The organism is Longicatena caecimuris (genome assembly GCF_018406465.1).
GTDB lineage: Bacteria > Bacillota_I > Bacilli_A > Erysipelotrichales > Erysipelotrichaceae > Longicatena > Longicatena caecimuris.
The window spans coordinates 1,703,204-1,717,298 of the sequence record NZ_AP024510.1; the positions used below are offsets into that span (position 1 = coordinate 1,703,204).

Genomic DNA, 14,095 nt, shown 5'->3' on the forward strand with positions numbered 1-14,095 from the left:
TTATAACCCCAGCTTATTCTCTTTGCTGCGTCGATAGAAAATAACAGTACGTCCTATCGTTTGTACAACTTCACTACGCGTTCCCCCGGCAATATCTAAAGCTGCCTCTTGTACGGAAAGAGGACATGTTTTTAATAATGAAACTTTTACCAATTCATGGGCTTCTAAAGAATCGGAAATTGTTTTAATCATATTGAGCGTCACTCCATCTTTTCCTATCTGAAATAACGCCTTTCTCGTTTGCGCAATTGAGCGCAGTGTTTTTTTATCTTTACTTGTTAACATTATATCATCGCCTTTCTAAATGTTACATTTGCATATTTACTAACATATACACGAATCGTTTTCACATCTCCACTTACACAAAACCAGCCTAAGCCATGAATCACTACATCAACTTTTTCACCTTTTGGATGCATTTCAAACATCTGCATCTCCTTTATGCTCTCATCAATGGCAGGCGCCAATAATTCACCGAGATGTTGTTGCCATAACTGATCAGCCTTTTCCTGTTTGCTGCGATGTAAAGGAAGATCAGGCGCAAAGTATGCTACACAGCTCACCTTGTGACCACCTAGCAAATCCAAGCGTACAAAACCTGCTAAGGATATAGTCTGGTCTTGATACAATTGATATCCTCTCGGTTTTAATGGTTTTAGTGGAATCATTGTCTTCAATAGCTTATCATCTACATGTGTCAATAAAGAATCCATTCTTGTTAATCCCGGAGTATCATATAAGGTATAGCCATCCATGTTGATTTCATTAAAATCCAAGGTTGTACCCGGATGACGAGAAGTCGTCAGATCCCCTTTCTCACATAAGGCATTTAACATTGTACTTTTTCCTGCATTTGCCATTCCCATCACCACAACATCACGTTCATTGCGATAATGTTCAATGGCATATGCAATCTCATCAATGGAATTATTTTCATCACGTCTTGGATGTTTCATCAAATCTCCGCAAATGACAATTCCCTTAACCTGAATAGAAAGTTCTTTTAAACGCTGTAACAAAAAATCGCCTAATTTTTGATCCGACATGGTTGCCGGCAGCAGATCTCTTTTAGTTGCCACCATTAAGATGTCTTTATGCAGCAGATGTCGATTTAACCCACTGACCATATTTGCCTCAAAATCAAACAGATCAACGACCCAAACAACAAGTGCATCCATCATCGCTATACGTGCCAGCACCTCATCCGAATTAATTCCTTGTTTCATAGAGATGACAACATCATCGTAATGACGAATACGAAAACACCTTTGACAATAGTCTGCCTCTGGTTTTGGTGTATAACCAAGTTTTGTTTTATCTTCACTTTGCATAACAACGCCACAGCCTTTACAAATCTTACTCATCATATTCTCCTTTCACCAGTTTTCCTGTTACTTTCAATAAGGAAAACACAATATTTTCAAACACGCGATTCACCTTAGTGAAAGAAAGATCACGTTCAACGACTTGTGCCGTCAAAATCGTATAAAACCGCATAACATTGGCACCTAAGATATCCGTCATCAGCTGATCACCTAAAACTGCCACCACATCTCGCTTCACATGAAAATCTTTTAACATTTTTCGGTAGGTTTTAGGCAACGGCTTCATAGCAAATGGATAAAAAGGAATATTTAATCCTTTCGCAAAGGTGGCAACACGTTCTTCTACATTATTGGATATAAAAACAATTTGAATACCTGCATCCTGAATGGATTTCAAAAAAGCGATTGCTTCATCATCCGGTACAGCTACATCATGAGGGACAAGTGTATTATCAATATCGCAAATCAACAGCTGAATGCCTTGCTCTTTTAAAAACGCAGGTCGCAGTGCCGTATAACGATGGATATAATAATTCGGGGTAAACAGTTTCAGCATTCCATGCACTCCTTTGAATTCACAGTATATATCTTACCATATTTCCTTGTTGTCTGGGTAGAAAAAACATGTAAAAATCAATGCAAATGGCTTTTTTACCATATTATGAATGGCTATCTGCCGATTTCCAAATACAGTTATTCATGATGTGAAGAAAAAGGAGTTGCACTTTCATCACAATCTTTTATCCGTTTATTTTCTTTTCTTTTTCAAAAAAGAGTGTTACACTCTATACATACCAAACGTATGTATGTTAGTGAGGTGTGGTTATGGCTAGAAATAAACATCCAGAACAAACCGTTCAAAAAATTCTGGATGTCAGTCTTAAATTATTTGGCGAAAAAGGCTATGAGAAAACAACCATTCAAGATATTGTAGATGCTTTAGGAATGTCAAAAGGTGCTATTTATCATCATTTCAAATCAAAGGATGATATCATTGAGGCATTGGGAAATCAATCCTATTCCTCCATTGACGGATTAAGAGCTTATGTATCTTCATTCAGCGATATGAATGGACTGGAAAAACTACGTATGATTTTTAAGGCTCAGCTAAAGGATCCACGTAAACGTTCACTTGATCCTGTCATGATGGATGCCTATTCTAATCCAAAGTTTATGGTCATGAGTTTACGGGAAACACTATGTGAAGCTGCTGCTTTTGGTGCTACCTTAATTGAAGAAGGTATCAAAGATGGTAGTATTCAAGCACAAGATCCCCTATGTGCCAGTCAAGTGTATCTGTTGTTAATCAATTTCTGGTTAGTAACTCCTTTAGAACCTTATGATGAACAGCATATCAAGAATAAAGTTACGTATTTACGCAAATTGATGGAAGAAATGGGAATTCCTATTATCAATGATGAACTGGAACAAAATTTCTTAGAATATTTGAAAGCTGTACTCGCCTAATATTGCTGCCTAAAATGGCAGCTATCTTTTAACCAACATACATACCGTCGTTCGGTATTATAAAAAGGAGAACTCTTGTATGAAGAAACATTATGTATGGAACAAAAATTTCACTTTGCTTGTCATCGGCCAGATCATCTCATTATTCGGCAATGCCATGCTTCGCTTTTCCTTATCCCTTTATGTATTAGATACCACCGGTTCAGCAAGTGCATTTGCCACGATCTTAGCTATTTCCATGATTCCTACCATTCTCTTATCCCCGGTTGGCGGTGTCTTAGCAGATCGTATGAGTCGTCGTCATATCATGATCTTACTAGATTGCTTTACCGGTTTTTTACTGCTTAGTTTCACGTATTTAATCACACAAGCATCTTCCTTAGCCCTTGTTGCCATCACAATGATCATATTATCAATTATTCAATCCTTCTATCAACCTGCTGTACAAGCTAGCATTCCCTTATTGGTCGATGAAGAAAAATTGATGCAAGCGAATGGGATTACCGTACAAGTAAATGCGTTAGCCACTTTGTTAGGCCCCATCTTAGGTGGTGTTTTATTCAGCCTGCTTCCCTTTGCTACTTTATTGATTATTTCTGCTGCTTGCTTCTTATTTTCTTCCCTATTGGAATGCATCATGCAGATTCCGTTTGTGCCTCAAAAACGAAAAGATACATTTCTAAAATCCACCTGGCAAGATCTGAAAGCAGGTATGCAATTCGTCTATCGTGATCGTCCAACATTATTTAAGTTATTGATGATCCTTGCCCTGTTAAATTTCATTTTATCATCTTTAATGAGTGTCGGTTTGCCGGTCATTTCAAATATCACACTAGCTTTAGATCCCGTTTACTTTGGCTGGTTACAGGCAGGTATCGGTATTGGCAGCATCATTGGCGCTATGTTACTACCTATCTTTCAAAAACGTTTTCAGCTGGCTCATTCGTATATCTTTCTCATGCTTGCTAGCTTATTTCTTTTCCCTATCGGTCTAGCCATAATGTTTTTAAACAGTGTTTATGTAAGTTATGCTATCGTATTCGCTGCCAGTATTTTATGTATGGCTTTTGCTGCTATTTTCAACATCTATGCACAAACCTATTTACAACACAACACACCAAACGAGATGCTAGGAAAAGTCAGTTCCTTTGTTACGATGATCGTTATGTGTACCTATCCGTTAGGACAAGCTGTCTATGGTGTCTTATTTGATGTATTGGATGCGCTGCCGTATCTGATTTTTATGGTCGCTGCCTTCATATCCATTGGCATCAGTTTACGCTGTCGCTCAATATTAAAAGTAATAGAATAGCTTTTCTTGTATGCCATGCTTCCTATGTTTTATAATAAATACTACTAAGAGGTGATACTATGAGCGATTTTGAAGAAATTAAAAAAGAGCTTTTACAATGTCGGCTTTGTGAAAACATCTTTCCACACGAGCCAAGACCGATTTTTCAAGGAAATCCTCACGCAAAAATTTTTCAGATTTCTCAGGCGCCTTCCATTCATGTACATGAAAGTGGCCTTCCTTTTAACGATGCCAGTGGAAAACGGTTGCGTAAAGAATGGTATCAAATAAGTGATGCATGCTTTTACGATCCAAACAATTTCTACATTGCCTCTATGGGACATTGTTATCCCGGCAAAAAAGAGCGTGGAGGTGATTGTTTACCACCCAAACATTGTGCAGAGCACTGGTTACAACAAGAAATGGCAATGGTGGATAATGAGCTTTATATCATCATTGGTGCACTTGCTGCCTCTTATATATTCCCCAAAATACCTTTTCATGATCTTGTCTTTAATACCCAAACCTTACACGATCGAAAAGCTTTCATCTTGCCACACCCTTCCCCTTTAAATAATCGCTGGCTCAAACAACATCCAAAATTTATTAGTGAACGCCTTCCACTTTTACGCAAAGTCTTACATGAAATTTTAGGTATTCCATTCCTTTAAAAAAATGACGTAGCAGTTACGTCATTTTCATTTTGGTCTTGTTTCCTCTAATAATCCCTGACAGCCTTCCAATACATCCACAAATGTTTCATCGAAATCACCTGTATACCAAGGATCCGCGATATTCCCTTTTCGCTTTGTATGATCCAATAATTTAGAAAGTTTATGATGATACTGTGCTGGCAGCATGCGTGTTAGATTACGTATATTGGCATCATCCATACCAATGATGTAATCGTATTTTTCTGCATCTTGTAAACAAATCTGTCGTGCATAATGTTCGACAATTGGAATATTTTGTTCCCTAAGTTTTCTTCTTGTTCCATGATGAATCGGATTGCCAATTTCTTCTGTGCTTGTTGCAGCAGAGGCAATACAATATGCTCCTTGTAGATGGTTCTTTTTAACCAGCCAGCACATGATGGATTCTGCCATTGTTGAGCGACAGATGTTCCCATGGCAAATAAAAAGTATTTTAATCATGTTCTTATATCTCCTTAAATCGTCATATTTCCTTGTATAAATTCTTATATTTTAGCAGGAAAAAGTTGTAAAATAAACTACCCTTATTTTATAACTCACTTATTATCCATTTCTATCATTTCTTTTGAATATCAACAAAGACCAAGTGATTGTATGCATTCAGTGTAACTCCTACATCAGAATGTTCCATAATCTTTTATAATGTCTTAGGGTTCATTCCTAACTTTGCCATATTAGAACAAAGGTATGTTGACAAACATGAGGTGTGATTTTAAGTGATTCCTGTTTATATATTTTATTATACTTCTAAGAACCGCTTTTGCAATCTATCATAGGCACAAGCCTTGTACCGCTTTCTATCTTTATGCCCTCTATAGTATATTCTATATAACATTTACTTTGCAACTGTGATTTACATCAATAACACCTTTTTCTAAATCAATATCAGAAATCATCAAACCAACTATTCAGAAATATGAAGCCCTGTTTTAAATAGAATGTAAATTACTTCATAATACTTACTAAAATGCTTGCCCTGTTTCGCAAATTTAAGAAGAGGATATGGAACTGTTTCAGAAGTATTAAGGAATAATCATTTTGATGATGAGGATAAGTAACCTTTTCCTCTTGCGAGAAGATACAGAATACAAAAATCCTAATAAAGAAGAAAGGAATAAAAAATATGGAAAGTTCACTTGACATTTTCTGTTCAAAAAAGCATTATAAGGCTTAGAAAAGGAAAGCAAACTTTCCATGTATTTCAGAAAGGAGTATGTTGTGAAAAATCGTTTAGAAGAATTACGAAAACTAAGAGGTATTAAACAAGAAGATTTAGCAACTGCTCTTGAGGTATCTCGTCAAACAGTAGGCTCTTTAGAAAATGGGCGCTACAATCCATCTATTTTATTAGCCTTTAAAATTGCAAGATACTTTCAAATGAGTATTGAAGAAATTTTTATTTATGAGGAGGAAAGCAAAAGTGAAAAATAAACATAAACTGTGGTACATTGGTTATATTGTTTCAGCAATTTTAGTTCCTATCATTTTATTTACAGATTTTCCTAAAACAGCAGATATAGGGCTCCTAATTTTAATGAGTATAATCTTTAGCATTTCTCATACACAACTTATGCATAATAGAATGATGAAAAATGATATTGATTATAAAGTGAATGTGATGGACGAACGAAATATCTCAATTAAAGAGAAATCTGGAAATATCACGAATATGATTACTATGGTACTATTAGGTATAGTAACAGTTATATTTATTTCCTTTGATTATTTCATTCCAGCGATTATTACGGGAGTTATTATTGCCGTACAACCGATTATTCTTATTATAGTAAGTAATATGATTGAGAAAAAAATGTGAATGAAAAGTATATTGATTATAAATTCAAATTAATTCTTTGTGTGTAAGCTAATAACTTTTGCGTACTTGTTTGTTGCTCTTGTATTTACTTACTTCATGTTGACGCATGGATTATAAGAATTATATCCCATTTATTCCTATCCAAACTTTTTTAGGAATCGTTTTATATAAACTTTCTCTTACTTTTTATATCTTCTTAAAACCCCACGTGTTTTCTTAGCAAAATAATTTTAACATTCTCAGTAATAGTTACTATAACACTATATTATAGTAACTATTACTTTTTATATAGAGAAGCTATATCATATATTCTCTGCTTCATTTTTTCACGAACATGTAATGGTTCCAAACATTCGCACTTATCTCCAAAGCTCAAAACAATATCATAATAATAATCATTCTCTATAAAAGGAAAACTGACGATATAATGCTCCTTATCATCGGGAATGAAATTTTCGTATGGACAATAATCAAGTACCCTATCTACGATAGACTTATGAATACGAATTTTAATATTTGTTTGTAGGGTTGCTAAAACATCTGCAAACTCTAATTTGGGTTTTTGATAATCGCGTGGTATAAAAGTTTCCTTTTGTTTTTGTAGAGTTGACATACGCGACAATCTGAATAAGCGAAAATCGTTTCTTTTAAGGCAATATCCATATACATACCAATGCGTACTTTTTAATACGAGTTGATAAGGCTCAACGACACGTGTAGTCTTATTTCCGCGATGGGCTATATAATCAAATGACAGTAGCTTATTTTCTTGTAAAGCTACTTTGATAATTTCTATATATGATTGTATGTTGCTGTTACCTATCCATTGACTAAAATCTATATAAATTTGATTAACCTTTAGTTCAATTTCTTTAGCCCTTTCTGTGGGTATAAAACTTTTGACTTTCGCAAGTGCATTTCTTAATTCATCACTCTGTATCATGTTTGAAATACTGGAAAGTCCTATTAGAATAGCGGAAAGATCAGCAGTTGAAAATACCTTTTTATCAATCTTATAATTTGGCATGATCTCAAATCCACCGCCAACTCCCGATGTAGAACGAATAGGAATGCCTGCCAATTCAATAGCATCTATGTCACGGTAGATTGTGCGTAATGAAACTTCAAACATATCCGCTAACTCTTGTGCGCTAATACGATTTTTATCAAGGAGAACCAAAACTATACTTATTAGTCTATCAACTTTCATTTGGTTACCACCTTTCAAATTTACTTATTTTATTATAGATTGTTGTCATAATGGTGTCAACGATAGTGTGATACACTAAGTAACGAAAGGAGTCTATAATAAAAAGAAAAAATTCTTAGTAATCATTACTGTTCAAAATGACAATAAAGAATTATAAGGAAATTATCGGATATGTAAACATCCTATGTAATAGACGATAAATAATGATATTCATGTGCCATACATTAGACCAGATAATTTAATAGTTGTCATAATAAACAGCAACTACTAGAAAAGTTTCACTATTATGATGCAAAGAATGTAATTAATTGTATGAAATTTAAAGCTTAGGAACTTTTGAAAGTGAATAAAAAGCAAACGAAAATGGAGGAATTTTATGGTTACCGTTTATGTTTATATTCTTGATACTTTAGCAGATTGGGAATTAGGTCATGTTATATCAGAGCTTAAATCTGGTCGTTTCTTTAAGGAAGATGCACAACGTATAGCACTCAAAACAGTTAGCTGCTCTAATGAGCCTATCCATACAATGGGTGGTATGACAATAGTACCGGACTGCTTAATCGATGATATTGTTGTGAATGAAACAAGTGTCTTACTCTTACCGGGCGCTGATACTTGGAGCGATCGAAAACATGGTACAATTATTGAAAAAGCGAGCGAATTTCTTTCTTTAGGTGCTACTGTTTGTGCAATTTGTGGAGCCACTGTCGCACTTGCTAACTATGGGTTATTGGATAATCGTCCCCATACAAGTAATGGGATAGGTTATCTAGACATGTTTTCTCCTTGCTATGAAGGGAAAAATCATTATATTGATAAGCCCTCTGTGGCAGATAATAACCTTATTACAGCAAGTTCAGCCGGAGCCTTGCTATGGTCAAAACAAATTATTAAGCATTTAAATGTCTTTCAATCAAGCACCCTGGAGTATTGGTATGAATATTTCAGTACAGGAGAACCAAAGCATTTCTTTGCTCTTATGCAAAGTTTGTCATCTAACGATGAATAAATGTTATACGCTTTGCTTAAAGAGAATGATAATGTGAAACTGCTAATCGTTTCAAATTAGCGTCATGAGGAACAATTATTTTGACAAACTGGAGAATGGTTATCTTCCAATTCTCAATATCAAACAGAAAATGCCGATTTTTAATAAACTATATAAGAATATATACAGAATGCAAAAGAATTATTAGTGAACGTCTTCCGCTTTTACGCAATGTCTTATATGAAGTTTTAAGTATCCTATCCCATTAAAAAATGACGTAAATGCTACGTCATTTTCATTTTATCTTGTATTCTCTAATCATCTTGCTATCTTTCCAATATTAAGCATATAAGTAAACAATACAATCCATTTATTTCACACACCGCTCTATCTTTTTAATTAATGCCGGGGATAGTTTCTTTCTATTAGCCGCATTTGCACATACAATTTTTCCTATAGGTTTCATACCTGCTGTTTTGAAAAATTCATCCATATTGCGGATTGCCCCTCTGCTTTGACCAAAAATCCACGAAAACGGTGCAGGAGTATTACAGGAAGTTAATAGCAAATATTTCTTGCCTTTTAAACGTGGTTTGGGGAAAGTTGTCGTTTCTTCCATTGCTGTTCCTAATAATCTATCAAACAAATTTTTGACCGGTGCTGGCACATTTGCCCAATAAACAGGTGCTGCCAGAAATACAATCAAGGATTCATGTAATAAGGCAACAATTTCTTGTATATCATCTTTTTGAACACAAACTTTGGTATCCATACAAGCCCGACAACCTTTGCAGAAAGAAATATTTTTTTCATATAAATTTACTTTCCTTACTGTATATCCCCTTTCTTCTGCTTTATGAACTGCACAATCAAACATAGCTGCTGTCATCCCATTTGTATGGGGACTACCAAAAATGGCAAGTACATTCTTTTCATTCATAGTCATTTCTCCTTTGCAATAGATTGATACAACATTTGAAAACCATAATCCAAAAATTGCTTTTTCGATAAATTCATCGTACTTTGAATATAGTTCTCCTTATTTGTAGCTAGTTGAATAAGTCCTGATAGCATCCCCCAAAAAGTAAATATAGTTGGGATAATTTTCAGATCTTCACGCAAATCACCGTTTTCCATACCAGATATCAGAAAATCTTTTAACTTATCGTTTATTTTTTCTCCTATTTGATATGTTTCCTTCTCCTCGGGCAAACAATCATTATTTTCAAAGTCAATATTGATTTTATCTAATACCATTTTAAAATAAAAAGGAAATGCTTCTTGATACTGCACCAATCCACGACAAATAAAATCATATTTTGTTTTCGTTGTTTCCTTTTGTACTAACGCAGAAGATATAGAATCGTAAAGTTTTCGCATACTATCTAAAACCAAAATACCGATAATTTCCTCCTTATTCTTAAAATAAACATAAAGGGTCGCTTTGCTGTATCCGGCTGCTTTTGCTATATCATCCATAGAAGTCGCCGTAATACCCTTTTGCATAAATAAGGTAGATGCTGCTGCAGCAATCTTTTCCCGATGAGTACTTTTCGGCTCTTTTTTCCTTCGTCCCATTGTCTCCTCCTCTTATAATTAAACTCACAGTTTAATTATAAACAATTTCCAGTGCTCATGTCAATTTAAATGGTTTCTTTCGTGTACAATTGACTTTTTTGGTTTATTTTTATTAATTGACGATCATCTCCCTTTCACATGAAAAAAAGGCAGCTTCCATTTCTATTAGAAGCCACCGTTTCATAAAACATACAATCATACCATATTAAGGCACTTTCCTTCCATTTTCAAATTATCAAGGTTGAAATGAGGCCAGTTCATATAGGTTACGCATATATCTATGCGTTAATACTTTCACTCACCTTTTTTAAGAACATATCCACATATTTTTTATCTATCCAATCATGGGCTTTTCCTTGCGTATTTACCAACGCACGCATAGATGCATCCATTTCCGAAACCTCTTTCCCCTGTAAAGCTTTGCGTAATGAGCGACATAATGCTCTGTCTTTGAAATTCATCTTCTCTTCATCATATGTCCCTTGCCCATAGGAAAACGAAATCGAAAGATTACAATTCTTCATGTTATTCATTTTAATTTCTTCAAGATAATCATCACAATACGCACTTGCCCCTACCGCAAATACATAAATTTTTTTCATCTTAATATGACGTTCCATTTTCTTTACATACTTCATCCCAGCAATTTTTCCGGCATAAATACCTCCTACAAGGATAATACGATCGGCTGTTTCTAACATTTGCTTCTTACATTGCTTTAATTCCGTCGCAGGATCCCCTAACGCATGTGATATCATTTCTGCATAGCGTTGGGATGCGCCATATTTTGATGTATAGATAATTAAATTCTTCATGTTATTCTCCTTTTTCCATCGCCTGTTCGGCAGCCTTTAAAATACATACACTGCTAATGGTTGCTTGTGATACAGTATCTACCTCTAAGGATTGTTTCTGCAATACATCGCTTACGATATTTTCAGCAGCCTTTCCTAAACCATGTTCATGGGTAATGATTTTCACATCGGCTATGCGTTTGTTTTCAATATACACTTTGACCTTTGCGGATACAGGAAATATGCTATAACTTCCTTCATACACACCATCCTTTATTGCTGCAAGTTTCGGTGTATGAAGCTTTATCCGGTTTGTTTTTTGTGTAATATCCTGTAATAATACAACGATGGAAATGCCGATTCCCACCAAACCCACAAGTACACAGATAGCAATGCGTTTCATTTTTTTATGTTTTTTCACTTTTTGTCCTCATTTCCAAATACTCTACTCCCTCATATAAACGCATAAACAATTGAAACAATTGTTGTAATTCTTCATTGCTGTAGTGTTCAAATACATACGTAAGCTCTGTTTGATAATTCACAAATACCGTATCAAAGAAATCATGCATCTTTGGTGTAGGAACAATTGTAGCTGCCCGCACATCTGCTTTGTTTTTTTTGATGGTTACATAACCGTTTCGTTCTAAAACAGTTGCTAACTTTTTAACATTTTGTCTCGAACACCCCATCATACTACCTAATTGAGTAAAGGTCATCTGTGTATCTGCTTGGCGAATTAATGACAGCAACATAAACTGCTTTAATGTGATATCTGGGATCCGTTCATCAAAAATAGTCTGCAAACGATTCCCTAATATGAATAAAGTACTAAAAATAGCTTTTTCCTGTTGCTCACGCGTCTTTGAAAAACGTTGTATCAGTTCTTGTAGTTCCATGTTTATCTCCTTTATTAGTAACAAGTTACTCATATTATAGCAACTTGTTACGTATTTAGCAAGATAAATAATTAAAAAATAAGAAATGTTTGTGACATCAAAAAGAGGAGATAAGTACAATCTCCTCTACATTCATATTATCTATTTAAAATATTCAACCGCCAGCTTTGCACCTAGCTTTGCATTATTGTATACTAATGCAATATTTGCTTTAAGACTTTCACCATGACTGTTTTTAACGATTTCAGCTAACAGAAAAGGTGTAACGGCTTTTCCTTTAATTCCTTTTTCATCAGCTTCTTTTAATGCTTGTAAAATCAAAGAATCAATATATGCCTTATCCATAGAATCTTCCTTAGGAATAGGATTGGTGATTAAAATGCCACCTTGTAAACCTAATTTCTCTTTTGTATGTATTAAGGCACTGATATCTTCAACACAATCCATTCTCGTGTTTAATTTATACTCACTTTCAGCAGTAAAAAATTGTGGTAAATAATCTGTTTTATATCCTACGACGCAAACCCCCTTCGTTTCAAGATATTCTAATGTTCTCGGCAAGTCTAAGATTGACTTCGCCCCTGCGCAAATGACGTTAACATCCGTTTGTGCAAGCTCTTCTAAATCAGCTGAAACATCTAGTGTCTGTTCATATCCACGATGAATTCCACCTATTCCGCCTGTCACAAAAAATTTAATACCAGCAAGTTTCGCACATATCATCGTAGTTGCAACCGTAGTAGCGCCTATTTTCTTTTCAGATAAAACCTGAGCCAAATCTCTACGTGAAACTTTCGCAACATCCTTTGCGGTTGCCAATGTTTGTAAATCTTCATCATTTAAACCAATTTTAATTTTTCCATCCATAATTGCTATGGTTGCTGGTACTGCCCCTTGCTCACGGATAATAGCTTCACAATTTTTCGCCATTTCCACATTTTGGGGATACGGCATTCCATGTGAAATAATTGTTGATTCTAAAGCCACGACTGCTTTATTACCTTCAATTGCTTTCAGCACCTCATCTTTTATATCTAAAAATGCATTCATATTTATTCACCCTCCTTAATGTTATCCCATAATTTTGACCAGTATTGCAACATCTGGGATGGATGCAGAACACCGAATTCCGTAACGATTCCTGTTATATCGCTTGCTGGTGTCAGATCGAAAAATTGGTTTATGACTTCTACTTGATCAAAATCCTTAAAATCATCTTCATCTACAAGCTCGCATTTATCTCTTCTTTCTAAAACCACTTTTTCACCATTTAAGGTTCTTATATCAAGTTTATATAATTCACTTGCAAAATAAACTGGTATCTTGCAACTTTGTGCAAGACGCGCAATTTGCGCACTCCCCATCTTGTTCGCAACATCGCCATTGGTACAAAGTGTGTCTGCTCCCATAATGATCATATCTGCCTCATTCATAAACTCGTATACCGATGCATCTGAAATAAACATCGTTTCAATACCTAATCGAGTTAATACATTCACAGCATTTCGTGATTCACGTAAAGGCCTTGATTCCGTACAAATAACCTTAAAGCGTTTCTTGTCATTTGCTGCTGATTGAAAGATTCCCATCAATGTACTACTATAGCTGTGCATCAAAACAACATCATGATCATGAATAAGATGAGATCCAATTTCCCCGACTTTTTCTACAGCTACAAACGATTGTTCAATAATATTATCACATAAGTGAATCACCTTTTCTTTTAGTATGTTTACTTTCATCGTTTCATCTAATTCTTGCATAATGGCTTCACAGCTATTATAAATTGTTGCCATTGTTGGCTTTAATTCATACATCTGTTTTTTTAAATAGGTGAACCGTGTTTTGATTTCGCTAAAAGTTTTTAAATCCTCTTGTTGCAAAGCAAGCTTAAATGCCCAAGCAGCTGCTCTACCAAAAGGACTTCCTCCCTTGACATTCATATTGCGTATTTCTTCTATTACATGATCAGCTGATTGAAATGCAATATCTTTTACTCGATTTTTCATTA

The 14,095-nt window shown here is 34.9% G+C and carries 18 protein-coding genes; 6 read left to right on the forward strand and 12 right to left on the reverse strand.

The window, feature by feature from the left end; genetic code table 11:
• From yhbY to KJS44_RS08040, 3 genes are read right to left on the reverse strand one after another with little or no spacing between them, the layout of a single operon-like run.
• Window positions 1-285, reverse strand: a complete 285-nt coding sequence (gene yhbY, locus KJS44_RS08030; RefSeq protein WP_008688221.1) for a ribosome assembly RNA-binding protein YhbY — start codon at window positions 283-285, stop codon at window positions 1-3.
• Window positions 285-1,364 carry a ribosome biogenesis GTPase YqeH gene (gene yqeH, locus KJS44_RS08035; protein WP_008688219.1) on the reverse strand — a complete coding sequence of 360 codons (1,080 nt, stop codon included), beginning with the start codon at window positions 1,362-1,364 and terminating at the stop codon, window positions 285-287. Before yqeH ends, yhbY begins: the two co-directional genes overlap by 1 nt.
• Entirely contained in the window at window positions 1,357-1,881 is a 525-nt protein-coding gene (locus tag KJS44_RS08040) for a YqeG family HAD IIIA-type phosphatase (RefSeq protein ID WP_008688217.1), read from the reverse strand. Before KJS44_RS08040 ends, yqeH begins: the two co-directional genes overlap by 8 nt.
• 269 nt (window positions 1,882-2,150) lie before the next feature.
• Here KJS44_RS08040 and KJS44_RS08045 point away from each other — a divergent pair, with 269 nt between their 5' ends.
• The 3 genes from KJS44_RS08045 (at window position 2,151) to KJS44_RS08055 (ending at window position 4,754) form a co-directional block, all read left to right on the forward strand.
• Window positions 2,151-2,792 (forward strand): TetR/AcrR family transcriptional regulator, encoded by a 642-nt coding sequence (locus KJS44_RS08045; RefSeq protein ID WP_008688215.1) that lies wholly within the window; start codon window positions 2,151-2,153, stop codon window positions 2,790-2,792.
• 79 nt (window positions 2,793-2,871) lie between these two features.
• A complete protein-coding gene (locus KJS44_RS08050) occupies window positions 2,872-4,104 on the forward strand; it encodes an MFS transporter (protein ID WP_008688213.1) in 1,233 nt (410 codons plus the stop codon).
• Between the two features lie 59 nt (window positions 4,105-4,163).
• Complete coding sequence (locus KJS44_RS08055; protein WP_008688211.1) at window positions 4,164-4,754, forward strand: uracil-DNA glycosylase family protein; 591 nt, start codon at window positions 4,164-4,166, stop codon at window positions 4,752-4,754.
• Window positions 4,755-4,781: 27 nt separating this feature from the next.
• On the opposite strand, the gene KJS44_RS08060 is transcribed toward KJS44_RS08055, so the two are convergent.
• On the reverse strand, window positions 4,782-5,237 hold the full coding sequence (locus tag KJS44_RS08060; RefSeq protein ID WP_008688208.1) for a low molecular weight protein-tyrosine-phosphatase: 456 nt from the start codon (window positions 5,235-5,237) through the stop codon (window positions 4,782-4,784).
• Window positions 5,238-6,014: 777 nt separating this feature from the next.
• Between KJS44_RS08060 and KJS44_RS08065 the strand changes: the two genes are divergently transcribed.
• Window positions 6,015-6,227 carry a helix-turn-helix transcriptional regulator gene (locus tag KJS44_RS08065; protein WP_026006723.1) on the forward strand — a complete coding sequence of 71 codons (213 nt, stop codon included), beginning with the start codon at window positions 6,015-6,017 and terminating at the stop codon, window positions 6,225-6,227.
• The gene (locus KJS44_RS08070; protein ID WP_008688205.1) at window positions 6,217-6,612 is read left to right on the forward strand and encodes a hypothetical protein; all 396 of its coding nucleotides are present in this window, start codon (window positions 6,217-6,219) and stop codon (window positions 6,610-6,612) included. The genes KJS44_RS08065 and KJS44_RS08070 overlap by 11 nt, the downstream gene beginning before the upstream one ends.
• 277 nt (window positions 6,613-6,889) lie before the next feature.
• Here KJS44_RS08070 and KJS44_RS08075 read toward each other — a convergent pair whose 3' ends face one another.
• Entirely contained in the window at window positions 6,890-7,822 is a 933-nt protein-coding gene (locus tag KJS44_RS08075) for a helix-turn-helix transcriptional regulator (protein WP_008688203.1), read from the reverse strand.
• 376 nt (window positions 7,823-8,198) lie between these two features.
• Between KJS44_RS08075 and KJS44_RS08080 the strand changes: the two genes are divergently transcribed.
• On the forward strand, window positions 8,199-8,834 hold the full coding sequence (locus KJS44_RS08080; RefSeq protein ID WP_008688201.1) for a DJ-1/PfpI family protein: 636 nt from the start codon (window positions 8,199-8,201) through the stop codon (window positions 8,832-8,834).
• 349 nt (window positions 8,835-9,183) lie between these two features.
• Here the strand turns inward: KJS44_RS08080 and KJS44_RS08085 are convergent, their stop codons facing one another.
• The 7 genes from KJS44_RS08085 to KJS44_RS08115 form a co-directional block, all read right to left on the reverse strand.
• Window positions 9,184-9,753, reverse strand: a complete 570-nt coding sequence (locus tag KJS44_RS08085) for a flavodoxin family protein (protein ID WP_008688200.1) — start codon at window positions 9,751-9,753, stop codon at window positions 9,184-9,186.
• A 2-nt stretch (window positions 9,754-9,755) separates the two neighbouring features.
• Window positions 9,756-10,391 carry a TetR/AcrR family transcriptional regulator gene (locus tag KJS44_RS08090; RefSeq protein WP_008688196.1) on the reverse strand — a complete coding sequence of 212 codons (636 nt, stop codon included), beginning with the start codon at window positions 10,389-10,391 and terminating at the stop codon, window positions 9,756-9,758.
• 278 nt (window positions 10,392-10,669) lie between these two features.
• Entirely contained in the window at window positions 10,670-11,206 is a 537-nt protein-coding gene (locus KJS44_RS08095; protein ID WP_008688194.1) for a flavodoxin family protein, read from the reverse strand.
• Between the two features lies 1 nt (window position 11,207).
• Window positions 11,208-11,606: an FMN-binding protein gene (locus tag KJS44_RS08100; protein WP_008688193.1), complete on the reverse strand. Its 399-nt coding sequence runs from the start codon at window positions 11,604-11,606 to the stop codon at window positions 11,208-11,210.
• A complete protein-coding gene (locus KJS44_RS08105; RefSeq protein ID WP_008688191.1) occupies window positions 11,593-12,084 on the reverse strand; it encodes a MarR family winged helix-turn-helix transcriptional regulator in 492 nt (163 codons plus the stop codon). Before KJS44_RS08105 ends, KJS44_RS08100 begins: the two co-directional genes overlap by 14 nt.
• Window positions 12,085-12,225: 141 nt before the next feature.
• A complete protein-coding gene (locus tag KJS44_RS08110; protein ID WP_008688189.1) occupies window positions 12,226-13,134 on the reverse strand; it encodes a pseudouridine-5'-phosphate glycosidase in 909 nt (302 codons plus the stop codon).
• Between the two features lie 2 nt (window positions 13,135-13,136).
• Window positions 13,137-14,093 (reverse strand): translation initiation factor eIF-2B, encoded by a 957-nt coding sequence (locus KJS44_RS08115; protein WP_008688187.1) that lies wholly within the window; start codon window positions 14,091-14,093, stop codon window positions 13,137-13,139.
• Window positions 14,094-14,095: the final 2 nt, after the last annotated feature.